A 25504-nucleotide genomic window follows, 5' to 3' on the forward strand; every position below is an offset into this window, starting at 1 on the left:
CCAATTCATAAGTCGTTAACTGACATGCCGCCGAATGCCGCGCGCGTCAATCGCCGCGGCAATGTTATCCGCATCCCTGAGCGTCAATATGATGAGCGGGGTAAGGATTGTCACCGGTCGCATCTTTAGTCCACGCGCCGCATGCGCTTCGCTGATCGCATGGTAGCGGGCGATGATTTCGGGCACGAAGCGCAGTACGAGGCCAACTGCCAGCCCGATGTCGTCGGCCTTCACCCAGCCGGTCCGCTCCAGCGGTCGTGCAAGCGCCGTTATCTCGTCCATGAACTGCGTGATTGTCGTCGTTGCAGTCACTGCGGCTGCATACAGCATCAGCGCCGTCAACCGGAGCAGCGTCGCAAGCGCCATGTGCCACGGATTGACGATGAGTGTGAAGAGCGCCACGATCACGATCGTCAGCAAGATTGGCCGCAGCCGAACGGCCGATTCCTTCAGCGACAAGCCGATGCTGCGATAAGCCAACGCCGTCAGCAGCGTGACGATGGCAAGCAGCGGAAGGTTGTCGCCGATGAAGAGCACGACGCCGAGCAGGAAGAGCGAAAAGATCTTTGCCCGTGGCGAAAGCCGGTGCAGCGCGCTGTTGCCTTCGACGTAGAGTGACTGCATCAGGCGGCAAGCTCCCTGTAGCGGGCGATCGCTTCTGCCGCCGGCGCATCGGCTGCCAGCTTGCCTTCGTGGAACAGCAGCACCCGCTCGAAACCTGAAATCAATTCAAGATCATGGGTGATGACGACGACATTTTCTTCGAGCCCGTCGATGGTCTTCTGCACCAGAGCGCGGTTGCGCAGGTCGAGCTGGTTGGTAGGCTCGTCGAGGATAAGGATATCGGGACCCGTCGCCAGTACTGAGCAAAGCGCCGCGATCTGCAGCTCGCCGCCCGAAAGCTCATGCGCCCGGCGAGGAGCCAGCTCCTCGGCGTTAAACCGGGCGAGCACCAGTTCGACCTTTCTCTCGATATCTGCCTTTGTGAGGCCTCTGCCTTTCAGTCCGAAAGCGATGTCGTCCCTGACGATCGGCAGGATGATCTGGTTCTGCGGCGACTGGAAGATAAAGCCGACTTCGGCAAGCGCGGTCTTCTCGTCACGCGTATCCCGTCCATTGACAATAACCTTGCCCGTGGTGGGTTTCATGAGCCCATTGACCATCCGCGCGAAAGTGGTCTTGCCGGAACCATTGAGCCCGATGACGCCGAGGCGGTTTTCGGTGAGAGACAGCGTCAGCGGCTCGACCGCTACCCTTGCTCCGAAACTGGCGCCTGCGCTCTCGAAACGAATATCCAATTCTGGTCCCCGTGTTTGAATTCCCGCTTTTATAGAGCGGTGACGACCCGATAAAGGATCAAAATCAAATCGGCTGGAATATCGTATCGGGTGGCTAGGAAGATTTTCCGCGCTATGATGGCTGGATGACGAATCTGCTCTCCAATTCCGATGCCCGCCGTATCTTTCTCGCCAAGCAAGGTCTGAGCGCGCCTCCGAACCGCGCGTTGACCAAGGCCGGCCTGCTGGACCTCATTCATGATCTCGGCTTCGTGCAGGTGGACAGTATCCAGACGGTGGAGCGCGCCCATCACCAGATTCTCTTTTCCCGCAACCAGACCTACCGCCGCGAACACTTGACCGCGCTATTGGAGAAGGATGGCGCGCTCTTCGAGCACTGGACGCACGATGCCTCCATCCTGCCCAGCGCCTTCTTCAAATATTGGAAGCACAAGTTCCTCGACGAGGAGAAGGCAATCATCGAGCGCTGGCGCAAATGGCGTGGCGAAGGCTTCGAAGCCTCCTTCGAGGAGACCTTTGAACGGGTAGTCAATAACGGCGCGATTCTGGCGCGCGACATGAAGGCGGACGGGCATGTTTCCGGCGGCTGGTGGAACTGGCACCCGAACAAGACGGCGCTCGAATATTTCTGGCGCACCGGCAAATTCGCGATCGCCGGCCGCTCCAATTTCCAGAAGATCTATGATCTCGCCGAGCGCGTCATCCCTGCCGAATTCCACGAACCGGTGGTAAGCCGCGAGGAATTCGTCGATTGGGCGTGCCGCAGCGCGCTTGCCCGTCTGGGCTTTGCCACCCACGGCGAAATCGCAGCCTTTTGGGACCTGCTCTCGCCGGATGAGGCAAAGGCGTGGGTGGCCGATCATCGGGATGAATTGATCGAGGTGCTGATCGAACCGGCCCTTGGCGGCAAGCCACGTTCCTCCTGGGCTTCAGCCGATTTCCTTGGCACGCTCGATGACTATCCGGAAGCACCGCCGCGAATCCGGGTGCTCAGCCCGTTTGATCCGATGATCCGGGACAGAAACCGGACAGAGCGACTGTTCGGTTTCTTCTACCGCATCGAAATCTTCGTCCCGGAGCCGAAGCGCGAATATGGCTACTACGTGTTTCCGCTCCTGGAAGGCGACAGGCTCATCGGCCGTATCGACATGAAGGCCGACCGCAAGAACGGCACGCTGGACGTCAAAAGGCTATGGCTGGAACCGCGTGTCAAGACATCCGCCGGGCGGCTCGAAAAGCTGGAGGCAGAACTGGAGCGTCTGGCGCGTTTCGCCGGCGTAGAGAAAGTCGTCTATCTGGACGGCTGGAAAGGATGATCCCCTCTCCTTGAGAGCAGAAGGGATCGCCGGTCAGCAGATCTCGGTGGTGGAAATCTTGATGCCGAAACCTTCCAGGCCGACATAGTGCCGCTCGCGGCTGGTCAGAAGCTTGATGGAGCTGACGCCAAGATCCTTCAGAATTTGTGCGCCGAGGCCGATTTCCAGCCATTCGCTATCGCGTGTCTGTGCCTCGACATGGGCCTCGCGGCCCTGATTGCGGGCCTTGCGGCCATTGTCGTAATGGCCGACGCCGACGGAGCCTTCACGCAGGTAGACGATGACGCCGCGGCCCTGTTCGGCGATCTTCTGCATGTAGAAGTCGACCGGTTTGCGCTTGCCGAACAGATCGTCGGCGACGTTTTCCGGATGCAGACGCACTGGAATATCGACGCCATCCCTGATATCGCCGAAGACGACCGCGAGATGCTGCATCGGATCCCAGGGTAGCGAATAGGTGTGCGCCTTGGCCTTGCCGAACGGTGTTTCGATATCGAAGCTCGAACCGAGCTCGATCAGCGTTTCCTTGCGCTGGCGATAGGCGATGAGGTCGGCGACCGACAGAAGCTTCAGCCCGTGCTGCTCGGCGAAATCCACGACCTGCGGGCCGCGGGTCACCGTGCCGTCGTCATTGACGAGTTCGGAGATGACGCCGATCGGCGGCAGGCCGGCAAGCTTGCAGAGATCGACTGCCGCTTCCGTATGGCCGGAGCGCATCAGCACGCCGCCTTCGCGGGAGACCAGCGGGAAAATATGGCCCGGGCGGACGAAATCCGACGCGCCGACATTCGGGTTGGCAAGGTTGCGTACTGTCAGCGTGCGGTCGTCGGCAGAAATGCCCGTCGTCGTACCATGCTTGAAGTCGACGGAAACGGTGAAGGCGGTGGTGTGCGCGGAATCGTTTTCCGCCACCATCGCGTTGAGGTTCAGTCGCTTCGCCTCTTCCTTCGGCATCGGCGCGCAGACGATGCCCGACGTGTGGCGCACGATGAAAGCCATCTTTTCCGGCGTCGCATGCACGGCGGCGACGATCAGGTCGCCCTCGTTTTCACGATCATTGTCATCCATGACGACAACGATCTCGCCGGCTTCGAAGGCCCTGATGGCATCGACAACACGCTTCTGGTCATAAGGCATGGGACAAGTCCTATTTCAGCCGGCCGGTCTGGCCGCGGTCGCGAAGATAGTGGTCGGCAATGGCGCAGGCGATCATCGCCTCGCCGATCGGCACGGCACGGATGCCGACGCAGGGGTCATGACGGCCCTTGGTGCGGATATCGACATTCTTGCCGTCGGCATCGATCGATTGCCGTTCGGTGAGAATGGATGAGGTCGGCTTGACGGCGAAGCGGGCAATAACCGGCTGGCCGGTCGAAATGCCGCCGAGAATGCCGCCGGCATTGTTGGACAGGAAAATCGGCTTGCCGTCGTTACCCATGCGCATCTCGTCGGCATTGTCCTCGCCACTCGTTTCGGCGGCAGCAAAACCGTTGCCGATTTCCACGCCCTTCACGGCATTGATCGACATCAGCAGCGAAGCGATATCCTGGTCGAGCTTGCTGTAGATCGGTGCGCCGAGGCCGGCCGGCACGCCTTCGGCAATCACCTCGACGACGGCGCCGATCGAAGAGCCGGCCTTGCGGATGCCGTCGAGATACTCTTCCCAGACGGGCACGATCTCGGCATCGGGAGAGAAGAACGGGTTCTGCCCGACCTGATCCCAGTCCCAGTTGGCGCGGTTGATCTTGTGCTTGCCGATCTGCACCAGCGCGCCACGGATGGTGACACCGGGCACGACGAGCCGGGCAATGCCGCCTGCCGCAACGCGGGCTGCCGTCTCGCGGGCAGAGGATCGGCCGCCGCCACGATAATCGCGGATGCCGTATTTCGTATCATAGGTATAGTCGGCGTGGCCGGGGCGATACTGCCGGGCGATCTCGCCGTAATCCTTGGAGCGCTGGTCGGTATTTTCGATCAGCATGGAGATCGGCGTGCCGGTCGTAATCATCGTCTCGCCGTCGGCATCCATCATCACGCCCGAGAGAACCTTTACCAGGTCGTCTTCGCGCCGCTGGGTGACGAAACGGCTCTGGCCGGGCTTGCGCTTGTCGAGCCAGACCTGCAGGTCCTCCAGCTTGAAGCGCAGTCCCGGAGGGCAGCCGTCGACGACGGCGCCGAGCGCCGGCCCGTGGCTTTCGCCCCAGGTGGTTACACGGAAGAGATGACCGAATGTATTGTGCGACATGTGTTCCCGCCGGGTGCGCGGAGCCGGTCGTCACCGGCCGCGCCATTACTCAAAAAGGCGCGACACTCATAGGCCAAAAAAACGTTCAGGCAAAAGCCTTTCTTTGCGCCCGATGGTGCGATCGGGGAAATGGTATTTCGGAAGTTTGCCTTCGTGCGTCCGAATGGATGCACAGCGCTCTAGGATGCCAGCAGCCAAGCCGTGCCGCGCGCCTCGATGGCGAAATCATCGAAGGAGAGGGGGCGTGCGAAGGCGTAACCCTGCAGGAGATCGCAACCGAGATCGCGCAGCAATTCTGCGTGGGCGAGCGTCTCGACGCCCTCGGCCACTGTCTCCACGCCGAGCGAGCGGGCGATTTCGATGATGGAACTGACGAGCGCCCGCTCCTGCGAGGAGGCGACGATCGGCTTTACGAGCTGCCGGTCGATCTTCAGCCGTTTTGGCTTGAGCTTGAGCAGCGACACGATCGACGTATGACCGGTACCGAAATCGTCGATCTCGATATCGATGCCGAGTGCCTTGATCCGTTCGAGGTTATGCGAAACCACGTCCTCGCTTTCATCGAGGAAAATGGATTCCACCAGCTCGAAGGAAATTTCGCCGGGACGGATCTGCAGGCCTTCGAGCGATTCCAGAAGGCTGCCATCATGCAGGCGCCGTGCCGAAACGTTGACGGAGATTTTCGGTATGAAGATGCCCTGTGCCGCCCAGCGCATCTTGTCGCGCAGAGCGGTCTCCAGCACGATGCGGTCGAGCGTCTGCACGACATTGATCTCGTCGGCAATGCGCAGGAACTTGTCCGGCGTGAGCAAGCCCCTGGAGGGATGGCGCCAGCGCACCAGCGCCTCGACACCGGTCAGCTTCATCGTACGGGCGCTGAACTGCGGCTGGTACCAGGCCGTGAACTCGCCGTTGTCGATCCCGGCGAGGATTTCATCAGCCGTGCGTTTATTGTTGATGATGTCGGCCTGCAGATTGTGGTTGAAGAATTCGAAGCGGTTGCGGCCGAGGCTCTTGGCCCGGTAGAGCGCGATATCGGCATTGATCAGGACCTTGCGGGCGTCGACATGAATGCCGTTCGCCAGCGCAATGCCGATCGACACACCACAGCGGCAGGGAAAGCCCTGGAAATCGATCGGCTGGCGCATTTCCTCGATGACGCGGCCGGCAAGCTCCGCCATCTCCTTATCGCCCACGTCGAAGGAGAGGATGACGAACTCATCGCCGCCGATACGGGCAACGACATCGCTGTCGCGCAGGCTTCTTGAAAGCACGCGTGAGGCATGTACCAGCATCGCGTCGCCGGCTGCATGCCCAAGCGTGTCGTTGATTTCCTTGAAGCGGTCGAGGTCGATATGCAGGATCGCGAATTTCTGCCGCTCGCCGCGGCCGGCATCCGTCAGGTTTTCCAGTGCGATATCAAGCTTGCGGCGATTGGCGAGCGAGGTCAGCGGGTCGTGCAGGGAGTTGTGCTCGATCCTGTTCTTGGCGAGTTCCAACTCGATGTTTTTGGTGATCGCCTCATCCTTCGCGGCCTTGAGGCGCAGCGTCATCAACGCATCCTCGGTCGAATCGAAGGCGATACCGATGATCTTCATCTCGCCGGCCGGCGTGCGATGCACCTTGCCGACGGAACGCACGTAGCGCAGGCCGCCATTTTCATCCGGCACGCGGCAGACGAGCGTATGAGTGTCTCCGACTTGCTTGAAATGCCGGGCGCTTTCGAGCGCCAGTCCGCGATCATCGGGGTGGATGCAGGAGAGCCAGGCATCTTCGGTCACGAAGGCATTGCTCTGCTTCAATCCGTAGAGCTCGTGCATACGCTCGTCCCAGATCGAGCCGCGCTTGCCGAGAATGGCCTCCCAGATGCCGCATTGATAGGAATCGAGCGCGAGGTCGAGCTTGCCGGAGAGTTCGGAAAGCTCCGCCTCGCGGCTCGAAAGTTCTTCCAGCGCGAGTTCCAGCTCGGCATTCTTGAGCTCGCTCGTTTCCTTGGCAAGGCGAAGCGTGTTGGTGACTTCCGCATCGGCTGTCACATCCCAGACGATGCCGATTGTTTTTCCCGTGCCACCGGCATCCGTATAGAAGGCGCCGATGGAGCGCAGGTGGCGGATCCGGCCGTCTTCCCGCATCACCCTGTACTGCGCGGTGCAGGCTTCTCCCGCGATGCTGCAGCCGAAGAAATGAACCTCGGCGATTTCGCGGTCTTCGGGCACGATCGTCGAAAGCCACACTTCCAGCGGTCGGCTGCCTTCGATCGACTTTAGGCCGTGAAGGGTGGATGCACGTGCGTCCCAGGAAAGGTTGGTGGCGTTCTCCTGCAACTCCCATATGCCGATGCGCGAAGATTCCAGCGCCAGGTTAAGGCGCTGCGACAGTTCGAGAAGTTTGGCTTCGCGGGCCTCGAGCTGCGTGATGTTACGGTTGCGTTCGCCGAGCAGCAGGGTCGCGAAAAAGATCGGGATGATGATCACGCAGCCCGCGGCGACGATGATCAATCGCAGTTCATGCCGATTGCCGGGAACCGCGTGCCAGCCGTCGTTCGGCACTGCCGCCAGTTCCCATCGCCCGCCCGCGAAGCTCATCTTGCGGCGGAGCGGGTCCTTTTCGTAAATATTGGCGGGGCCGAAGAAGGGCGCAGCCGTCTCATTCGGAATGCCGATGTCGCGCACCGCGATCGACAGATGGTCGAGATGCGGATAGCGCTCCTGATTTTCGCTGTTGCGCGCTGGCATCAGGCCGGTCGACTCGTAGAACATGTTTTGGTCTATGACCACCTCGACGGCGCCCCAGATGCGGCGCTGGCCGTTCTGTTTGACGAAAACCGGAAAGAAGATCGCGAAGGCGTTTTCTGCATCCGTCGTCTTGAAGGGGCCGTAGAAGCGTGCCGACTGGTCGCCGGCATTGCGGCTGATCGACATGCGCTCCATCAGCCGCTCGCGCACATCCTTGCCGATTCGGTCCTTGTCGGATTGCGCCGGATAAACCGATTTGACGATGAAATCGGGCGCGAGCGCAATATTGATGAAATGCGGGTTCTGGATCAGCAGCCAGTTGATCTGCCGCTCCATCTCCGCCTCGTTCGTCTGCGTGCTGAGCGAGATCAGGTTGGAAAGGTCGCGGACGGCGGTAATATCCATATTGATCTGCGCCATCACGCGGGCACGGATCAGGTTGGTCTCGTTTTCAGTACGGATGTGCAGCTCGCGCAGATAGGCAGCAGTATTCGCGCGGTCGAGTGCAAAGCCGACGGCAATAACGACGATGGCCACGATGGCGGAAACCAGCAGAGAGACGCGCGTATTCTTCAGAACACGCCGCAGCTGGTTGCCGTTGCTCAGCCGGAATTGCAAATCACACACCCCTACATTCGCGCCGACTTTAGGGGGCAGGGGTTAATTTACGATTGCGCGCATTCGCGGCCGCTAAATCACGTAAACAGAGAGAAAAAGACGGTTAAACGGGCCTCTTGATTATCCGTAAAATCCTATTCATCAATTGGGCGCCGAAAGCCATTCTTCCGGGCAATTTTCGCCATATTCAGGAGTTTATCTGTGGCCACTCGATATCCATGGCAGCGCTTAAAGGGGATTGCCGACATGCGTTTCGTTATTGCTACGCTTCTGGCGACGGCAAATTTTCTTTCGCCCATGAGCAGTTTTGCCGAGAGTGCCGATGTCGAGGCGACGATCAAGAAGGTCGACACTACCAATCTCGTCCTGACGCTGGATGACGGCAAGACCTATCAGGCGCCCGAGGAATTCGATTTCGAAGGCCTGAAGGCCGGCGTCAAGGTTGTGATCTTCTATACGGAAGTCGACGGCAAGCGCGTCATCAACGATCTCGACATCGTCAAGTAAGCAAGGATCTGCAGGATCAGATCCAGCCGATCTGGCCTCGCGACGTCTCGATCCTCAAAATCCGGTCCTGCGGGATTTCGCCTTCGGAGGCGACATCCTTGGGAAGGTTGGAGATTAGCTTGAACAGGCTTCTGATGACGCCGCCATGGGTGACGCAAACGGTTGGCCGGTCGACTGAATTCAGCCATGCGCCTGTTCGCCACGACATGATCTCGTAGCTTTCCGCATCCTCGCCCGGCGGAATGAAATCCCACTTGTTGATGTTGCGTTCCGTCACTCGCTCGGCCTGAGAGACCCTGAGCTGCTTTATCGTATAGCCTTCCCAGTCGCCAAAGGAGACTTCGACCAGGCGTTCGTCGGTTCGATAGTCCTTGGGCGGAAGCCTCATGGCTGATCGCATGATCTCCATGGTCTCGCGCGTGCGCCCGAGCGGGCTTGCGACGAAATCGAATTCCGTATCCTCGCCCTTCAGGACCGCCGCAAGGGCGATCCCGTTCTGTCTTGCCTGTTCGCGGCCGATCGCATTGATCGGAATATCCTTCTGGCCCTGCAGGCGGCGTTCCGCATTCCAGTCGGTCTGGCCGTGTCTGATCACATAGATAAGCACGGGGATCGGCTCCGCTTTGCAGGTAAGGACGCTCAGTCCTTGATGACGGAAATATCAGGCGCGTCCACAGCCTTCATGCCGATGACATGATAGCCGCTGTCGGCGTGATGCACTTCACCCGTCACGGAACGCGACAGGTCCGAGAGCAGGTATAGGCCGACATCGCCCACTTCCTCGATGGTCACGGTACGACGCAGCGGCGCGTTATACTCGTTCCACTTGAGGATGTAGCGGAAATCGCCGATGCCGGAGGCCGCAAGCGTCTTGATCGGGCCTGCCGAAACGGCGTTGACGCGGATGTTCTTCGGTCCGAGGTCGACGGCGAGATATTTGACGCTCGCTTCGAGTGCCGCCTTGGCAACGCCCATGACGTTGTAGTTCGGCATCACCTTCTCAGCACCGTAATAGGTGAGGGTGAGCATCGAACCGCCTTCCGTCATCAACTTCTCGGCGCGCCGCGCGACCGACGTGAAGGAGTAGACGGAGATCTGCATGGTCTTAGTGAAATTGTCAGGCGTCGTATCGACGTAACGGCCGGTCAGCTCGTCCTTGTCGGAGAAACCGATCGCATGCACGATGAAATCGATCTTGCCCCACAGCTTCTCGACGTTTTCGAAAACGGCATCGATCGTGGATTCGTCGCTGACGTCGCAATGGCCAACCATGACGGCGCCGATTTCGGCAGCCAATGGCTCCACGCGCTTCTTCAGGGCATCGCCCTGATAGGTGAATGCAACTTCTCCGCCCTGCGCATGAATGGCCTTGGCAATACCCCACGCAATCGAACGATTGTTGGCGACACCCATGATGACGCCGCGTTTGCCTGCCATGAGGCCGGATGCTTGAGCCATATTTCGCTTCCCTAGGAATTCTGATGATCCTGCCTATGGCATAGGCCGTTAATCGGTTCAAGCAGGCCCAAGATCATCAACTGTTAGGCATCGTAACAAAGGGTGCGATTGTCACCAAAATTTCATAAAAATAGCCCTTCACGCATGCTGCGCATGAGATCGGTGACCTTATCGTCAGGTTTTTCCCACAACATAATGCGCAATTCGACGACGAGATCGCCTTTTCCACCGCTGTCGTTGGGCAGCCCCTGGTCGGGAATACGGATCGTCTTGTCGGAACCGGACCAGGCGGGGACCGTTACATTGACCGGTCCCTGCGGACCATCGACGCGCGCTTCGGTGCCAAGCACTGCGTTTTCGATGTTGAGCGGCAAGACGGCATGCACGTCGAAACCATCGACGGTGAATCTCGGATCGGGCGCGATATGGATGTTGATGACGGCATCGCCGCGTTGCATGCCCGGCAACTTGAACCCCTGGCCCTTGAGCCGGACCTGATGGCCTTCGGTCGTGCCGGCTGGCAGGGCAAAGCCGACTTCACGGCCTTCCGGAAGGGAAACCGTCGTCCAGCTGCCCCTCATGATGTCTTCGATCGTCACGGTGGCGGTTGCCACCTCATCCGGTGCTTTTTCAGGGCCCGGCTGACCGGTGCCGGTGAAGCGGCGCACCAGCGAGGTCAGAAGGCTGAGCGGCAGGGACATGTTGACGCCAGTGCCGGTCGTGGCCTCCGTCTGCTCATCCTCCGCCCTGGCGGTTTCGGATTCTGCTGTCTCCTGTTCCGGCTGCCTGGCCGCCTCCGCTGCATGCGGCTTGGCCTGTGCCTGCTGGGAGTGCGCCTGCTGAGAGTATGCTTGCTGTGCCTGCGGTTGCGCCTGCGCGCCGGCGCTGCGGGTCGCTTGTGCGCCAAAGATGCGCTCGACCATCTCTTCTGCCGCTTCGGTCGAGCCTGCCTGCTGCTGCTTGGCACCTGCCGCTGCGGCCTTCTGCGCATTGGCATTGGCGCGTGCGAGCTCTTCCATCACCCGCTCGGCATTGGCCTGAGCGGCCTTGGCGCGGGCGGCAGCCTCACGCGCAGCTTGACGCTGCTGCATGATCGTCTGCTCCTGCTTTTTTGCTTCAGCCATGCGTACGGCGCTGTCGAAGAGATTGCGCTTTCGCGGATCTTTCAGTGTTTCATAGGCGCGGCCGATCTCGGCGAAACGCGCGGTGGCCGTGGGGTCGCCCTGATTGTGATCGGGATGCACGGCCTTGGCCATGTTGCGCCAGGCCGCCTTGATTTCGTCCGCATCCGCGTCGCGCTTGACGCCCAGAACCTTATATGGATCACGCATTGTTCGCACCGCCGCTGTCGCAATCCGGGAGGCATCTTCCTCGTGGCGCTCCCCGGAATCCGAATCTCAACTCATGACGCGCCTCCCGGTTCACGACAGGAAAGCACGCTCGTCGGCCGATCGTGCGGGAGAGTTGCTAATCACTTCTTATTTCCGAAGCTGGATATGGGGTGTTTTGCAGCTAATGGTTAGTCTTTCACTAAACATTGAAGCGAATCGGCACGCCGCATTAACCCTGAAGTTTCAGCGTGGCCAACGCCGCAAAACGGGTAAAGGAGCGGATCAGCTTTCCGGCTGGAAGCTCAGAAGCTGCCAGTTTCCGCCGCCGACAAGGCAGGTCTTGCCGTAGAATTTGGCGATACCGACATAGGAATGGCGTGTCGTGCGGAATTGCCGGCAGACCTGACCGGCATCATTATTCTCGACGATCGTGTCGATGACGCCGGCGCTGCCGGTCGAGGCATTCGCCCAGGGAAGCGGCTGCCCCTCGAGTTTCTGGATATCGGCCGACGTCACGGCGTTGCGCACCGTCATCTCGTCGGAAAGCGTATCGGTGCTCGGGGCGGGCTGCGGCACCGTGCCGGTCGCAACCGAACGATCCACCTTTGCCGAGCTCAGGAAGTCGAACCCTCCGGTCATGCAGCCGGAAAGTGACAGGATCGCAATACCGACGATGGAGAGTCTGACGCTGCGGCGCAGCGAACCCTTTGTATGGCGATGTGTCTTTGCTATGACTTCCACCCTGCATCCTTCCCCAGTCTGAGAGGCTGGGTCAGTTTTTAGAAACCTCGGGATTTGAATTAATATGTCGGCAAACGGGTTAACAGCTGGTGACTTTACGGAAAGTGAAGAGCCCTTCAAGCTCTTTGGGGAGTGGCTGAAGGAGGCGGAGGCTTCCGAACTCAACGACCCCAATGCTGTCGCGCTCGCGACGGTCGATGAAGATGGGCTGCCCAATGTCCGCATGGTTCTCCTGAAGGGTTTCGATACTGACGGATTCGTCTTCTACACGAATTTCGAGAGTCAGAAAGGTCGCGAAATCTTGGGGCAGAAGAAAGCTGCCATGTGTTTCCACTGGAAAACGCTGCGCCGTCAGGTGCGCGTTCGCGGCCCTGTCGAACTGGTCACAGACGCAGAGGCCGACGCCTACTTTGCGACGCGTGCCCGCGGCAGCCGTATCGGCGCCTGGGCTTCCAAGCAGTCGCGCCCGCTCGAAAGCCGTTTTGCCCTGGAAAAGGCGGTTGCCGAATACACAGCGCGCTACGCCATCGGCGACATTCCGCGCCCGTCTTACTGGTCTGGTTTCCGGATCCGCCCGACCTCGATCGAGTTCTGGAAAGACCAGAAGTTCCGGCTGCACGACCGGATCGAGTTCCGCCGGCCGACGCCCGAGGGGGGCTGGGACAAGGTGCGGATGTACCCGTAGAGAGCTTATTTCCCAAGCAGTTTCAATGGAATGCCTGATGCCAGCGCCGAAACATAGCGTGACCTCTGGTAAAAGCCGTTGATCGAGATACGCGGCATATAGGTGGGCTTGCTTGCTGCCGGAATGCCCGGCTGCGTTGTCACGGCTACGGCAAAGCCGAGCTTTGCCGCAAGCTCCGCTTCACGGCCCTTTGTTGCCTCCTTCGTTCCATAGGGAAAAGCGATTGTCCGGGGACGAATGCCGGTGATCGACTCGACATAATCTGCCGAGATTTCCATCTCGATGCGGGCTTCGGCATGCGGCAGGCGGGCAAGTGCCCTGTGGCTGATAGTATGGGCGCCGAGACTGGCGAGCGGGCTTGCCGAAAGATTGCGCAGCTCCTGCGGTCCCATGACCAGTTCCCGCGTAATGTCGAGCGGCTCGATCCCGTGGCGCCGCGCCAGCGCATCCACCTCGACGAGGGCGTGGCTCTCGTCCTGCCTGTGGATAAACTCGGCAAGCCTGTCGAAGGCGTCCCATTTCCGGACGAGCGTATCGAGCGCCAGTCTCTCCCTGCCGCGGCCAAAATTGAACTCGATGCTATTTTCCCGGTTAAGCAGCAGTGCCAGCGTTTCCCACCAGATGCTGTGCGAGCCCTCGGCAAAGCCCTGCGCTATGAAAATGGTAAAGGGCGCCTGATGCCGTTCGAAGACGGGCAGGGCATGGATCAGATTGTTGCGATACCCGTCATCCAGTGTGAAGGCGGCGAACAGGCGATCGTCCTGCGGGTCCGACAACAGGGAGGGCACCACATCGAGCGGTACGAAACGATAGCCGATCCGTCTCAGGCGCCGGAGCGTTGAATCCAGAAATTCTGGTGTTATTTCAAGATGCTGGTTCGGTTCGAACGGTTGGGCGACATGCGGGCGCACATGATGGAGCGTGAAGATGACGCCGCGTCCGCGGGCCTCCTTCATGAGCCCGGCAGCGCTCGCCAGCCACGCCGCTTCCAGCCCGCTGCCGATCGCGATGCGCTTCAGCCGCCGCTTCCACTGCCCCATTTTTTCCGTGACCCCGCTTTGTAATCGTGTCACACAGGCTACCAATGCCGCCGTTAAACCTTGCTGAATCCCGGAGGGAAAACGGGTTGTTGACCGGCTGTTAACCAAGCGAAACAAAAGCTTGGAAAAAACTTGGGCGTTGCCTCAAAGTCGCGCCAGATTATGGGCATCTGTCACAATACGGGACATAATTCCGGTTGTAGCGACTCGCCGGGTATAATGAGGGGAAGTGCATGAGAAGGCTTTTGGCTGCCATTTTGACCGCGTCGCTGGCACTTTCTGCACCTGTTGCGGCCTTCGCCGGTAGCGCTTCCCTCGTCCTCGATGCCCGCACCGGCAAGGTTCTTGCCTCGGAAAACGGTGATACGCTGAACTATCCGGCTTCGCTGACGAAGATGATGACGCTCTATCTCACCTTCGAGGCGCTCAATCGCGGCAAGATCACCTGGGATACACCGATCACCATGTCGAAATATGCTGCCTCCCGTCCGCCGACAAAGCTCGGCGTGAAGGCGGGCGGCACGATCACGGTGCGCGAGGCGGTCTATGGCATGATCGTCAAATCGGCCAATGATGCGGCGGCCGCCATGGGTGAGAAGCTCGGCGGCTCGGAAAGCAATTTCGCCAGGCTCATGACCCAGAGGGCCCGTCAGCTCGGCATGGGCCGCACGGTCTTCGTCAATGCGTCCGGCCTGCCGGACAAGCGTCAGGTCACGACGGCGCGCGATATGTCCACGCTCGCCGTGGCGCTGATGAAGAACTATCCAGGCGAATATCGCCTCTTCTCCATCGCGAGCTTCAATTTCCGTGGCCAGACCATCCGCGGCCACAACAATCTCATGTACCGCTATCAGGGCATGGACGGTATCAAGACCGGCTATACCAATGCCTCCGGTTTCAACATTGTCAGCGCCGTGAAGGACGGTAGCCGCCGCGTGGTTGGCGTGGTGCTCGGCGGCCGCACGGCCCGCAGCCGCGATGCCAAGATGGCCGGATTGTTCGACCGCTACATGGGCAGAGCCTCCTCCGGTGGCGCCAGCTTGACTGCAAGCATCAATGCCAAGCAGCAGGTCGAGGTAGCCTCGGCTGCGGAGCAGACGGATGTTCCCGTGCCGGCGAACGCGCCGCGCGTTGCGGACGACGCAGCAGCACCTGCACAGAAGGCGCTTGGCTTTGCCAACGACGGAGTTGTCCCGCTTGAGCGCCCGGCGGCAATGGACGAAATCATGAATGCCGGCAAGGCGGCGAAAGCGCCGGCCGGCAAGACAGGCGGCTGGCAGATTCAGATCTCGGCTGCCCCGAGCGCCGATGCTGCCCGCGCGCTCCTCGCGCAGGCCCAGTCCGAGGCCGGTGCGCCGCTGGTTTCCGCCTCGCCTTACACGGAAGCTGTCGGCAAGGGCGCCAATGCGATTTATCGCGCCCGTTTCATTGGCTTCCAGAGCAAGGAAGACGCGACCTCTGCCTGCGACGCCCTGAAGAAGCGCTCCTACGACTGCATGCTGTTGCCGAACCAGGGCTGAGCCGCGGCTCGCTCTGGACAAACTTCGGGAATCGGCGCTCTCCTCATAAACAAAAGGAGAACGTCATGCTGCAACGGCTCGCCGACCAGTTCGAGACCTCATCGTCCGCCTACGCCGCCGCCAATGACATCGAGCGCGATGCCGATTGGTTTCTGCTGAAGCTGCAGGAGGAAATGGGAGAACTGACCCAGGCCTGGAACCGCCTGACCGGCCGCGGCCGTGCCAAAGGCCGTTCGCCCGAGGAGATGGAGCGCGACCTGGCCGACGAAACTGCCGATATTCTCGGCCATGTCCTGCTCTTTGCTCGGCGTCACGAGGTAGATCTCGCCGCCGCAATCGAGCGGAAATGGCGGTTCAAGCCTTGATAGACCTGACAGGGCATGGCGTATGCTGCTTTGAGACGGGATAGACGCATGCGCTGGATAGGACCGGCAGGCGCTTCTGTGGATGGCGCCGGTGACGCTTTGCAGCTGGAGATCTGGGAAAACGTCTTGAACTACTGGACGGTCGTCGGTTTCAAGTCCGTGATTTGTATCGTCCTCGCGCTGATCGCCAGCGGCGAACTGGTCTTCCAAGCCTTTCCTCCATTCATGGCCGGTCTAGCGCTCGTCGTCATGTCGGCTCAACTCGCCCGCTCGATCTACCGGGCTTCGAAGATCACCTTCAGCAGACCGCTCATTGTCTTATCACCCGAAGGCATCCAGCATCAGGGCTTTTCGGCCAGCCTTCACTGGCGGGTAATCAGCAAGATCAGCAAGGTGAATCGAGCACGCACATCGGAAAGAACGCTAAGATTGGTCGTCCGGGATGACGCAGATCCGAAACTTTTGAGTGATCTCTTCGCATGGGCCTGGGGAATCCTGCCGAGGACGATTTTCGTTCCCTTGGATCGGATCAAGGGCTGTTCCGCGAAAGACGCGACATCAATAATCGATCGTTACATTAAAGAGCCCGTGCTGTGAGTGTCACTGCTGTCATCACTCCTATCGGCTTGTATCAAGTTGTTCCGAGTGACGCACTTGAAGCGAAGCGATCCGGCTTCGGGAAATCCGGCTGCGCCTCCGGCCGAGCCGAGCGGAAGGCGTCGAGAACCACACAGCGCTGCTCAGTCGAGAGCAATAGGGGATAGGGCGAGAGATCATGGCCAAGACGGCGAGCGTTGCTCATCTGCGGAATCAGATGCAGGTCGGCCCAGCCCGGACGATCATCGAAACAGAAGGGCGACTGGATTTCACGCTGCGCGAGCGTTTCTTCAAGCGCGGCAAAGCCAAGTCCCAGCCAGTGGCGCACCCATCGCTTTACTTCGGCCTCGCCGCCGCCAAGTGCCTCCTGCAAGAAATACCGGACGCGCTGGACCGTTAGGGAGTGCATCTTCGAAGCAATGTGGGCGGCAAAACCTCTCGCCTGCGCACGCAGTAGCGGATCCTCGGGCAGGAGGCTCGGATCGGGATAGTTCTCCTCTATGTAAGCCAGGATCGCCGACGATTGAGGCACAACACGACCGCCGATATCCAAGGCTGGCAGCAGCCCCTGTGGATTGAGCCGATTGTATTCGCCCGCTTCAAGCGAACCGATGGGAACGTAACTGTAGGAAATACCTTTGAGATTGAGCGCGATCCGCACTCGCTCTCCCGCGGAATTCTGCCATCGCGAGATCAGCCGCATAACAACCTTCTGAAAGTCTGAGTCAGCCGAACTTATATCGATAGAATTTGCTGTCGACGGCCATTCGCGGGAATTCTCGCGGCAGGTCCTTGCTGGCGATCTCGGAGAAACCGTTCTTCTCATAGAACCGGTGCGCGGCGACGAACTTGTCCGTCGTGCCGAGGAAGATATCGGTGACGCCGACTTTGCCGGCATGGGCAAAAAGCGCTTCGAGCAGCCGGGCGGCCACACCGTGTTCGCGGCCCCGCACCTCGGCGGCCACGAACATCTTTCGCAGGGCCGCCTGGTTGTTGCCGATATCCTTGAGGCCGAGCGTGCCGACGACGGCACCATCCTTGACCGCCACCCAGAACTGGCCCTTGCCGGACTGGTAGAAATCCGGAATGACGCGCAGGTCCGGCTGCGTGTCGGCGGTGATGTCGATGCCGAATTCTTCGCGCTGGATCGGCAGGATGACCGAAATCACGCCGTCGGCATCGTCAGGAGCGAAGGTTCTGATCTCAATGCCGCCCATTGTCGCCCGCCTCAGGTCTGCGTACCGCCGACAGTCACCTGGTCCATGCGCAGATGCGGCTGGCCGACGCCGACCGGCACCCATTGCCCGGCCTTGCCGCAATTGCCGATACCGGTGTCGAGCTTCATGTCGTTGCCGATCATCGACACGCGCTTCATGGCGTCCGGGCCGTTGCCGATCAGCATGGCGCCCTTGATCGGCGCACCGATCTTGCCGTTTTCGATGAGATAGGCCTCGGTGCAGCCGAAGACGAATTTGCCTGACGTGATGTCCACCTGGCCGCCGCCGAAGGAGACAGCATAGATCCCCTTCTTTACCGAAGCGATGATCTCTTCCGGCGTCTTGTCGCCACCGAGCATGTAGGTGTTCGTCATGCGCGGCATTGGTACATGCGCATAACCCTGGCGACGGCCGTTGCCGGTGGGCGCCATGCCCATCAGCCGGGCGTTCTGCCGGTCCTGCATGTAGCCGACCAGTTTACCGTTTTCGATCAGCACGTTGTAGGCGGAAGGCGTGCCTTCGTCGTCGATGGTGATCGAACCGCGGCGGCTGTCGATCGTACCGTCGTCGACGACGGTCACGCCGGGGGCGGCCACCATCTGGCCGAGGAGACCCGCAAAGGCAGACGTCTTCTTGCGATTGAAGTCGCCTTCGAGACCATGGCCCACGGCCTCGTGCAGCATGACGCCGGGCCAGCCCGAGCCGAGCACGACATCCATCGTACCGGCAGGTGCATCGATCGCTTCAAGATTGACGAGTGCCTGCCGCAGCGCTTCGTCCGCACCGTGCTGCCAGCTTCCTGTCGCGATGAAATCACCGAAACCGATGCGGCCGCCCTGGCCGTAGGAGCCGCTCTCCTGCCGGTCGCCGTCGCCGACCATGACAGAGATGTTGATGCGCGTCATCGGGCGGATATCCTGCACGCGATGGCCATCGGCGCGCAGGATATCGACTACCTGCCAGCTTGCCGCGACCGAAGCAGTGACCTGCCGCACCTTGTCGTTCTTGCCGCGCAGATAGGCGTCGATATCAGTCAGCACCTTGACCTTCTCCTCGAAGGTCGGCGAACCGATCGGGTTCTCGTCGGTATAGAGCTTGCGATTGGTACCCTGCGGTGCTGCAGCGTAAGAGCCGGAATAACCGCGCGTGACGGCGCCGACCGCATCGGCTGCCCGCTTCAGCGCCGAAACCGAAAGGTCGCCCGCATGGGCATAGCCGACCGCTTCGCCGGCAACCGCGCGCAGGCCAAAACCCTGCTCTGTGTTGAAGCTGCCCCCCTTGAGGCGGCCATTGTCGAAGGTCAGCGATTCCGCCTGCGCGTGCTCGATGAAGAGCTCGCCGTCATCGGCGCCGGTAAGCGCCTCGGCGACATGCTTGCGCATCGTCGCTTCATCGGCATCAAAGAGCGTCAGGAGATCCGTGGTCATGGTTTTATGCTCCGCAAGAAGAGCGGTAATGCTCAATAGCCGATGTAGGTCTGATGCACTGCGCGAGCAAGCCCCGCATCAGGGCAGGGCGTCGTAGCCTTCTGCGAAACCCTTGAGGTCGACAGGGATGCCGATGCCTTCTTCCGGCGTCTGGAAGACGATGAAGGTTGCCTGCGCGCCGCTGCGGAAGGTCTTGAGCAGTTCGTCCTCGAGAACGACTTCGGCATAGCAGCCGTCAGCAAAGCAGCGCACGAAATAGGCGCGGCCGATATCCTTGCCGTCGACATTGAGGCCGAGGCCGTTCGGCAGCAGCACGCCGAGCGGCGCCAGAACGCGCAGGATCTTCGACTTGCGGTCGGCGGTCTTCAGGACGACGACGGAGAGGCCTACTTCAGGACGGTCTTCGGCAATGACGTTCTGCATCAGCGCGCACTGCTCGGCCGAGGCGCCCGCCGGCTTGTCGCAGACGACGGACCATGCGCCATGGTTGGAACGGACCGTGCCGGGAGCCGGCGGCTGAGCCTGGCTGGGCGTTACCTGCTCGACGTTCGGCGTCGCAGACGGTGCGGGCTGCTGTGTCGGGGCGGGCTTCGCAGCGGGCGCGGCAGGACGCGACTGCGCGGGCGTCGGCGTCTGCTGCGCGAAAACGGGGCTCGTCGCGGCGGTCGCGATGCCTGCGGCCAGAACAAAAGGCCGCGCGAGGGAACGGAAACCCATGAAAACCTCTGGATATCGAATCATTGCCGCTATTTGTGAAGCTGCCCACAGAAAATGAAAAGCCCCACCCCGTGAAAACCGGGGGACTGCGGCAGAAATAGGACCTCGCTGAAAGAATGTGCAGCTGGCGGATTGGCGCTGGAGCGCGTTTTTCGTATGCTGATGAAAAGCTTGCAATGTTTTGCCGTGGCTGAGGAGGCAGTCTTTGAGCAAAAATGCCGCATAGACAATTGCTTCTGCCTGTTGCGGCGGATGCCAAACTGTGGTTTGAAGCGCACAGGATGGCAAGGATTCTGCGCTCGATTTATCGCAGATCAGCGCTCGAGGGAGATTACAAGGTGATTAAGAAGGCTTATGCAGCCCTGACCGCGCTGGTCTGTCTGCTTTTTGCTTCCGGCACATATGCCGATCAGCCGATGCCGTGGCAGGCGACACTGCAGCCGGCAGCAACGCCGATCATGCGGGAGATCCACTGGTTCGAACAATATACGCTGTGGTTCATCGTTCCGATCACGCTGTTCGTTCTCGTTCTCATTCTGGTCGTCTGTTTCAAGTTCCGGGCTTCGGCAAACCCGGTTCCCTCCAAGACGAGCCACAATACGGTAATCGAAGTCATCTGGACCGTGGGGCCGGTTCTTATCCTTCTTTTCCTCGCTGTTCCTTCTTTCACTCTGCTGACCGCACAGCTCACCCTGCCGGAAAATCCGGATGTGACGATCAAGGCGACCGCGACCCAGTGGCAGTGGAACTATGAATATGAGGGCTCCGGCGAAACGCCTGTCGCCTTCGACTCCTATCTTCTGAAGGAACCGGATCGTGCCTCTGCCGGCAAGACCGACCTTGCTGTCTATCCGCGCCTTCTGGCCGTCGACAACGAACTCGTACTGCCTGTCAACAAGACCGTTCGCGTTCTTGTCACTGCCGCGCCGACCGACGTCATTCATGCTTTCGCCATGCCGTCCTTCGGCATCAAGATCGACGCCGTTCCGGGCCGCCTGAACGAAACCTGGTTCCGCGCCGAGCGCGAAGGCCTCTTCTACGGCCAGTGTTCCGAGCTTTGCGGCAAGGACCATGCGTTCATGCCGATCGCTATCCGTGTCGTCTCCGAGGATAAGTACAAGCAGTGGCTGACGACAGCCGCCAGTGACTTGCCCGGCGCCTACAAAACGCTGATCGCCGCTGCCGATGGTTCTGCAAAGACCGTCGATGTCGCTGAAAACGTCGCAAAGTAAGATAGGGGATCGGGACAATGGCTGGACCTTCCGCTCACGACGATCATTCTCATGATCACCACGCTCATGACGCACACGCGCATGACGACCACCACGATCACTCGCATACGCCGAGCTTTGCAGACCGCTGGTTCTTCTCGACGAACCACAAGGACATCGGCACGCTCTATCTGATCTTCGCGATCTTCGCCGGCATCGTCGGCGGCCTTCTTTCCGTCGCCATGCGCATGGAACTGCAGGAGCCGGGCATCCAGATCTTCCACGGCCTGGCCTCCATGGTCTACGGCTTCGAAGGTGATGCCGCCATCGACGGCGCCAAGCACATGTTCAACGTCTTCACCACCGCTCACGCGCTGATCATGATCTTCTTCATGGTCATGCCGGCGATGATCGGAGGTTTCGCCAACTGGATGGTGCCGATCATGATCGGTGCGCCTGATATGGCTTTCCCGCGTCTGAACAACATCTCTTTCTGGCTGATCGTTCCGGCCTTCCTGCTGCTGTGCATCTCGATGTTCGTCGAAGGCCCGGCCGGCGCCTATGGTGCAGGTGGCGGCTGGACCATGTATCCGCCGCTTGCCGTCGGCGGTCAGCCGGGTCCGGCAGTCGACCTGGCGATCTTCGCGCTCCACATTGCCGGTGCGTCCTCGATCCTCGGTGCGATCAACTTCATCACCACGATCCTCAACATGCGCGCTCCGGGCATGACGCTGCACAAGATGCCGCTCTTTGCCTGGGCCGTGCTGATCACCGCCTTCCTGCTGCTGCTATCGCTGCCGGTTCTGGCAGGCGCCATCACCATGCTGCTGACCGACCGTAACTTCGGCACAGCCTTCTTCGCGCCGGAAGGCGGCGGTGACCCGATCCTCTACCAGCACCTGTTCTGGTTCTTCGGTCACCCGGAAGTCTACATCCTGATCCTGCCGGGCTTCGGCATCGTCAGCCATATCGTATCGACTTTCTCCAAGAAGCCGGTTTTCGGTTATCTCGGCATGGCCTATGCCATGGTCGCCATCGGTGCCGTCGGCTTTGTCGTCTGGGCTCACCACATGTACACGGTCGGCCTGTCGCTCGATGCGCAGCGCTACTTCGTCTTCGCAACGATGGTCATCGCCGTTCCGACGGGCGTGAAGATCTTCTCCTGGATCGCAACGATGTGGGGTGGCTCGATCAGCTTCCGCACGCCGATGATCTGGGCGATCGGCTTCATTTTCCTCTTCACCGTCGGTGGCGTCACGGGCGTCCAGCTTGCCAATGCCGGCCTCGACCGCTCGCTGCATGACACCTATTACGTCGTGGCTCACTTCCACTACGTTCTGTCGCTCGGCGCCGTTTTCGCCATCTTCGCTGCCTGGTACTACTGGTTCCCGAAGATGACCGGCTACATGTACAGCGAATTCCTCGGCAAGCTGCACTTCTGGGTCATGTTCATCGGCGTGAACCTGGTGTTCTTCCCGCAGCACTTCCTCGGCCTCGCCGGCATGCCGCGCCGCTACATCGACTATCCGGATGCATTCGCCGGCTGGAACTATGTTTCTTCGATCGGCTCCTACATCTCCTTCGTCGGCGTGATCATCTTCCTCGTCGGTGTCTGGGAAGCCTTCGCCAAGAAGCGCGTTGCCGGTGACAATCCATGGGGTGAGGGCGCAACGACCCTCGAGTGGCAGCTGCCTTCGCCGCCGCCGTACCACCAGTGGGAACAGCTCCCGCGCATCAAGTAAGGTGCCGGTTTTCCAGACGCCGCAGGCTTCTGCGGCGTCTGTCAGTTAATTTGATCAGGACGGAATGATGACGGTAATCGACAATCACGAGGCTCTTGCTGAAGACGGCGATTTTCGCCTGTCGGAGGCCAGTGCGCGCGATTATTTCGAGCTTCTGAAGCCGCGGGTCATGTCGCTCGTGGTCTTCACCGCCTTTGCCGGCCTGGTGCTGGCGCCGGGTCACATCAATCCCGTTCTCGGCCTGATCGCCATCCTCTGCATTGCCGTCGGCGCAGGTGCGTCGGGTGCGCTCAACATGTGGTATGACGCCGATATCGACGCCGTCATGAGCCGCACCGCCAAGCGCCCGATCCCGGCCGGCCGTATCCTGCCCAAGGAGGCTCTGGCCTTCGGCCTCGTGCTCTCCTGCTTCTCGGTGACGATCCTCGGTCTCGCGATCAATTGGCTGTCGGCCTTCATTCTCGCCTTCACCATCTTCTTCTACGCCGTCATCTACACAATGTGGCTGAAGCGCTCGACGCCGCAGAACATCGTCATCGGTGGCGCGGCCGGCGCTTTCCCGCCGATGATCGGCTGGGCCTGCGTGACCAATTCCGTCACGATCGAAAGCACTGTTCTTTTCCTCATCATCTTCCTCTGGACGCCGGCGCATTTCTGGGCGCTCGCGCTCTTCAAGATGAGGGATTACGAAGCGGTTGGCGTGCCGATGCTGCCGAACGTGTCGGGCGAGCGCACCACCAAGCATCAGATCGTTGCCTATGCCGTGCTGACGGCCATCTGTGCGGTGCTGCCGACCTTCCTCGGCTTCGCCAGCGTCGGTTATGGCGTCGTCGCTGCAGCCCTCGGCGCGGTCTTCATATACTGTTCCATCGCCGTCTGGCGCATGCCCGACGGCGATCTCAAGATGATCCCTGCCAAGAAGCTGTTCGGCTTCTCGATCTTCTACCTCTTCGCCGTGTTCTCCGCGCTGATGCTCGACCGGCTGGTCGCCACGCTGGTCTCGTACGCAGGAGGCTCGTTCTGATGGATCTGGTCAAGCTGACCGAAGCGCAACGCAAGTCGCGCCGCAATCGCAACATCGCGCTCGGTGTGGTCCTCGCCGGTCTGGTGATCCTTTTCTACGCCATCACCATCGTCAAGTTTCTGGGACATGGAGGTTGATGGAATGAGCGACGCCGTCAACGCACCGAAGAAGCCGCGCAACAATGCTGCCGTCGTCTTCATGTGCCTGAGCTTCGTCGTCGGCATGGGCGCTGCGAGCTACGCCGCCGTCCCGCTCTATCGGCTCTTCTGCCAGGTGACCGGCTACAACGGCACGACACAGCGCGTGGACCAGGCTTCGAGCGTCATCCTCGACCGCACGATGCGCGTCACTTTCGATGCGAACGTCGCTCCCGGCCTGCAATGGGAATTCAAGCCGGTCGAGCGCGAGGTCAATCCGAAGATCGGCGAGACCATCCAGGTCAACTTCATCGCCGAGAACCGTTCTAACGAAACCCAGCGCGGCCAGGCGATCTTCAACGTCACGCCAGGCGAAGCGGGCGCCTATTTCAACAAGGTGCAATGTTTCTGCTTTAATGAAACGGACCTGAAGCCGGGCGAAAAGCTTGAAATGCCGGTCGTGTTCTACATCGATCCGGAAATTACCAAGGCCGCTGAATCGAAAAGCATTCACACGGTCACGCTGTCATACACGTTCTATCCCAAAGAGGGTCCGAAGCCGGTGGCTTCGAATGAGGGTAGTGCGGGGCAGGCTGAAAAGAAACTTTGATTGAGGAGTGTTTCCGGCAGTGCCGGAAGCGGAGAAGGAAGACACCGGGGATCTGACATGGCCGATGCTCATCAGAAGAATCACGACTACCACATCATAGCTCCGAGCCCGTGGCCGATATTGGCCTCGCTCGGCGCATTCCTGATGGCCTTCGGCGGCGTCGGCTATATGCGCTACCTGAACGGCGGCTCGCTGCATGTTCTCGGCATCGAGTGGGCCCATCCGTGGCTCTTCTTCATCGGCCTCGCTCTCGTTTTCTACGTTATGTACGGCTGGTGGTCCGACACCGTGAAGGAAGCCCACGAGGGCGCCCATACCCGCGTCGTGTCGCTGCACCTGCGCTATGGCATGATCATGTTCATCGCTTCGGAAGTGATGTTCTTCGTTGCCTGGTTCTGGGCCTATTTCGACGCCAGCCTCTTTCCGCATGAAGCCATCCAGGCTTCGCGGCTCGCCTATACCGGCGGCGTCTGGCCGCCAAAGGGCATCGAGGTTCTCGATCCCTGGCACCTGCCGATCTACAACACCGTCATCCTGCTGCTCTCGGGCACGACGGTAACCTGGGCTCACCACGCTCTGCTGCACAACGACCGCAAGGGCCTTATCCAGGGCCTGACGTTGACGGTGCTGCTCGGCGTGCTCTTCTCTTCCGTCCAGGCCTATGAATATGCTCACGCTCCGTTCGAGTTCCGCAACTCGATCTACGGTGCGACCTTCTTCATGGCCACCGGCTTCCATGGCTTCCATGTTCTGGTCGGCACGATCTTCCTGTTGGTCTGCCTCATCAGGGCGTTGCGCGGTGATTTCACGCCGAAGCAGCACTTCGGCTTCGAGGCGGCAGCCTGGTACTGGCACTTCGTCGACGTCGTCTGGCTGTTCCTGTTTTTCTGCATCTACGTCTGGGGCGGCTGGGGCGCTCCGGTCGCGGCAGGCTGATCGAGGTCGGATAGAAATCAAAAAGGC

26 protein-coding genes are annotated in these 25504 nt (G+C 60.3%); 12 read left to right on the forward strand and 14 right to left on the reverse strand.

All coding sequences use genetic code 11. From position 1 onward, the window contains the following. Positions 1-15 precede the first annotated feature (15 nt). Positions 16-624, reverse strand: a complete 609-nt coding sequence (locus LVY75_13960; protein XAZ24317.1) for an energy-coupling factor transporter transmembrane protein EcfT — start codon at positions 622-624, stop codon at positions 16-18. Then, positions 624-1298 carry an energy-coupling factor ABC transporter ATP-binding protein gene (locus LVY75_13965; protein ID XAZ24318.1) on the reverse strand — a complete coding sequence of 225 codons (675 nt, stop codon included), beginning with the start codon at positions 1296-1298 and terminating at the stop codon, positions 624-626. Before LVY75_13965 ends, LVY75_13960 begins: the two co-directional genes overlap by 1 nt. Positions 1299-1423: 125 nt before the next feature. On the opposite strand from LVY75_13965, the gene LVY75_13970 reads away from it, so the two are divergent. Beyond that, positions 1424-2614, forward strand: a complete 1191-nt coding sequence (locus LVY75_13970) for a winged helix-turn-helix domain-containing protein (protein ID XAZ24319.1) — start codon at positions 1424-1426, stop codon at positions 2612-2614. Between the two features lie 33 nt (positions 2615-2647). Here LVY75_13970 and ribB read toward each other — a convergent pair whose 3' ends face one another. The 3 genes from ribB to LVY75_13985 form a co-directional block, all read right to left on the reverse strand. Further along, complete coding sequence (gene ribB / locus LVY75_13975) at positions 2648-3751, reverse strand: 3,4-dihydroxy-2-butanone-4-phosphate synthase (protein XAZ24320.1); 1104 nt, start codon at positions 3749-3751, stop codon at positions 2648-2650. A 10-nt stretch (positions 3752-3761) separates the two neighbouring features. Further along, on the reverse strand, positions 3762-4859 hold the full coding sequence (gene aroC / locus LVY75_13980) for a chorismate synthase (protein ID XAZ24321.1): 1098 nt from the start codon (positions 4857-4859) through the stop codon (positions 3762-3764). A gap of 179 nt (positions 4860-5038) precedes the next feature. Next, on the reverse strand, positions 5039-8212 hold the full coding sequence (locus LVY75_13985; GenBank protein XAZ24322.1) for an EAL domain-containing protein: 3174 nt from the start codon (positions 8210-8212) through the stop codon (positions 5039-5041). Between the two features lie 246 nt (positions 8213-8458). On the opposite strand from LVY75_13985, the gene LVY75_13990 reads away from it, so the two are divergent. Beyond that, positions 8459-8719 (forward strand): DUF1344 domain-containing protein, encoded by a 261-nt coding sequence (locus LVY75_13990; protein XAZ24323.1) that lies wholly within the window; start codon positions 8459-8461, stop codon positions 8717-8719. Between the two features lie 16 nt (positions 8720-8735). On the opposite strand, the gene LVY75_13995 is transcribed toward LVY75_13990, so the two are convergent. The 4 genes from LVY75_13995 to LVY75_14010 form a co-directional block, all read right to left on the reverse strand. Beyond that, the gene (locus LVY75_13995; protein XAZ24324.1) at positions 8736-9326 is read right to left on the reverse strand and encodes a phosphoglycerate mutase family protein; all 591 of its coding nucleotides are present in this window, start codon (positions 9324-9326) and stop codon (positions 8736-8738) included. Between the two features lie 32 nt (positions 9327-9358). Then, complete coding sequence (gene fabI / locus LVY75_14000) at positions 9359-10177, reverse strand: enoyl-ACP reductase FabI (protein XAZ24325.1); 819 nt, start codon at positions 10175-10177, stop codon at positions 9359-9361. Between the two features lie 122 nt (positions 10178-10299). Continuing rightward, entirely contained in the window at positions 10300-11508 is a 1209-nt protein-coding gene (locus tag LVY75_14005; protein ID XAZ24326.1) for a DnaJ domain-containing protein, read from the reverse strand. Positions 11509-11790: 282 nt separating this feature from the next. Beyond that, complete coding sequence (locus tag LVY75_14010) at positions 11791-12249, reverse strand: hypothetical protein (GenBank protein ID XAZ24327.1); 459 nt, start codon at positions 12247-12249, stop codon at positions 11791-11793. Positions 12250-12313: 64 nt separating this feature from the next. Here LVY75_14010 and pdxH point away from each other — a divergent pair, with 64 nt between their 5' ends. Beyond that, the gene (gene pdxH, locus LVY75_14015; protein XAZ24328.1) at positions 12314-12934 is read left to right on the forward strand and encodes a pyridoxamine 5'-phosphate oxidase; all 621 of its coding nucleotides are present in this window, start codon (positions 12314-12316) and stop codon (positions 12932-12934) included. Between the two features lie 5 nt (positions 12935-12939). Here the strand turns inward: pdxH and LVY75_14020 are convergent, their stop codons facing one another. Beyond that, positions 12940-13974, reverse strand: a complete 1035-nt coding sequence (locus tag LVY75_14020) for a polysaccharide deacetylase family protein (protein ID XAZ24329.1) — start codon at positions 13972-13974, stop codon at positions 12940-12942. Between the two features lie 233 nt (positions 13975-14207). Here LVY75_14020 and LVY75_14025 point away from each other — a divergent pair, with 233 nt between their 5' ends. The 3 genes from LVY75_14025 to LVY75_14035 all read left to right on the forward strand — a co-directional run bounded on the left by LVY75_14025 (position 14208) and on the right by LVY75_14035 (position 16456). Next, positions 14208-15494: a D-alanyl-D-alanine carboxypeptidase gene (locus LVY75_14025; GenBank protein ID XAZ24330.1), complete on the forward strand. Its 1287-nt coding sequence runs from the start codon at positions 14208-14210 to the stop codon at positions 15492-15494. 65 nt (positions 15495-15559) lie between these two features. Then, complete coding sequence (locus LVY75_14030) at positions 15560-15859, forward strand: pyrophosphatase (GenBank protein ID XAZ24331.1); 300 nt, start codon at positions 15560-15562, stop codon at positions 15857-15859. Between the two features lie 78 nt (positions 15860-15937). Then, positions 15938-16456 carry a hypothetical protein gene (locus tag LVY75_14035; GenBank protein ID XAZ24332.1) on the forward strand — a complete coding sequence of 173 codons (519 nt, stop codon included), beginning with the start codon at positions 15938-15940 and terminating at the stop codon, positions 16454-16456. A gap of 34 nt (positions 16457-16490) precedes the next feature. On the opposite strand, the gene maiA is transcribed toward LVY75_14035, so the two are convergent. From maiA to LVY75_14055, 4 genes are all read right to left on the reverse strand, one after another. After that, the gene (gene maiA, locus LVY75_14040) at positions 16491-17117 is read right to left on the reverse strand and encodes a maleylacetoacetate isomerase (GenBank protein ID XAZ24333.1); all 627 of its coding nucleotides are present in this window, start codon (positions 17115-17117) and stop codon (positions 16491-16493) included. Between the two features lie 64 nt (positions 17118-17181). Continuing rightward, on the reverse strand, positions 17182-17673 hold the full coding sequence (locus LVY75_14045; GenBank protein XAZ24334.1) for a GNAT family N-acetyltransferase: 492 nt from the start codon (positions 17671-17673) through the stop codon (positions 17182-17184). 11 nt (positions 17674-17684) lie between these two features. Then, positions 17685-19100, reverse strand: coding sequence for a metalloprotease TldD (gene tldD, locus LVY75_14050; GenBank protein ID XAZ24335.1), 1416 nt, complete (start codon positions 19098-19100; stop codon positions 17685-17687). 78 nt (positions 19101-19178) lie between these two features. After that, a complete protein-coding gene (locus LVY75_14055; protein XAZ24336.1) occupies positions 19179-19841 on the reverse strand; it encodes an invasion associated locus B family protein in 663 nt (220 codons plus the stop codon). A gap of 314 nt (positions 19842-20155) precedes the next feature. On the opposite strand from LVY75_14055, the gene coxB reads away from it, so the two are divergent. The 6 genes from coxB (at position 20156) to LVY75_14085 (ending at position 25477) form a co-directional block, all read left to right on the forward strand. Next, positions 20156-21049 carry a cytochrome c oxidase subunit II gene (coxB, locus tag LVY75_14060; GenBank protein ID XAZ24337.1) on the forward strand — a complete coding sequence of 298 codons (894 nt, stop codon included), beginning with the start codon at positions 20156-20158 and terminating at the stop codon, positions 21047-21049. 17 nt (positions 21050-21066) lie between these two features. After that, on the forward strand, positions 21067-22770 hold the full coding sequence (gene ctaD, locus LVY75_14065; protein ID XAZ24338.1) for a cytochrome c oxidase subunit I: 1704 nt from the start codon (positions 21067-21069) through the stop codon (positions 22768-22770). 67 nt (positions 22771-22837) lie between these two features. Then, entirely contained in the window at positions 22838-23794 is a 957-nt protein-coding gene (locus LVY75_14070; protein ID XAZ25717.1) for a heme o synthase, read from the forward strand. Next, on the forward strand, positions 23794-23931 hold the full coding sequence (locus LVY75_14075) for a hypothetical protein (GenBank protein XAZ24339.1): 138 nt from the start codon (positions 23794-23796) through the stop codon (positions 23929-23931). The genes LVY75_14070 and LVY75_14075 overlap by 1 nt, the downstream gene beginning before the upstream one ends. Before the next feature lie 4 nt (positions 23932-23935). Next, positions 23936-24541 carry a cytochrome c oxidase assembly protein gene (locus LVY75_14080; protein ID XAZ24340.1) on the forward strand — a complete coding sequence of 202 codons (606 nt, stop codon included), beginning with the start codon at positions 23936-23938 and terminating at the stop codon, positions 24539-24541. A gap of 57 nt (positions 24542-24598) precedes the next feature. Further along, entirely contained in the window at positions 24599-25477 is an 879-nt protein-coding gene (locus LVY75_14085; protein XAZ24341.1) for a cytochrome c oxidase subunit 3, read from the forward strand. The last annotated feature ends 27 nt before the right edge of the window (positions 25478-25504 follow it).

The sequence above is a fragment of the Sinorhizobium sp. B11 genome (assembly GCA_039725955.1).
Classification (GTDB): Bacteria; Pseudomonadota; Alphaproteobacteria; order Rhizobiales; family Rhizobiaceae; genus Rhizobium.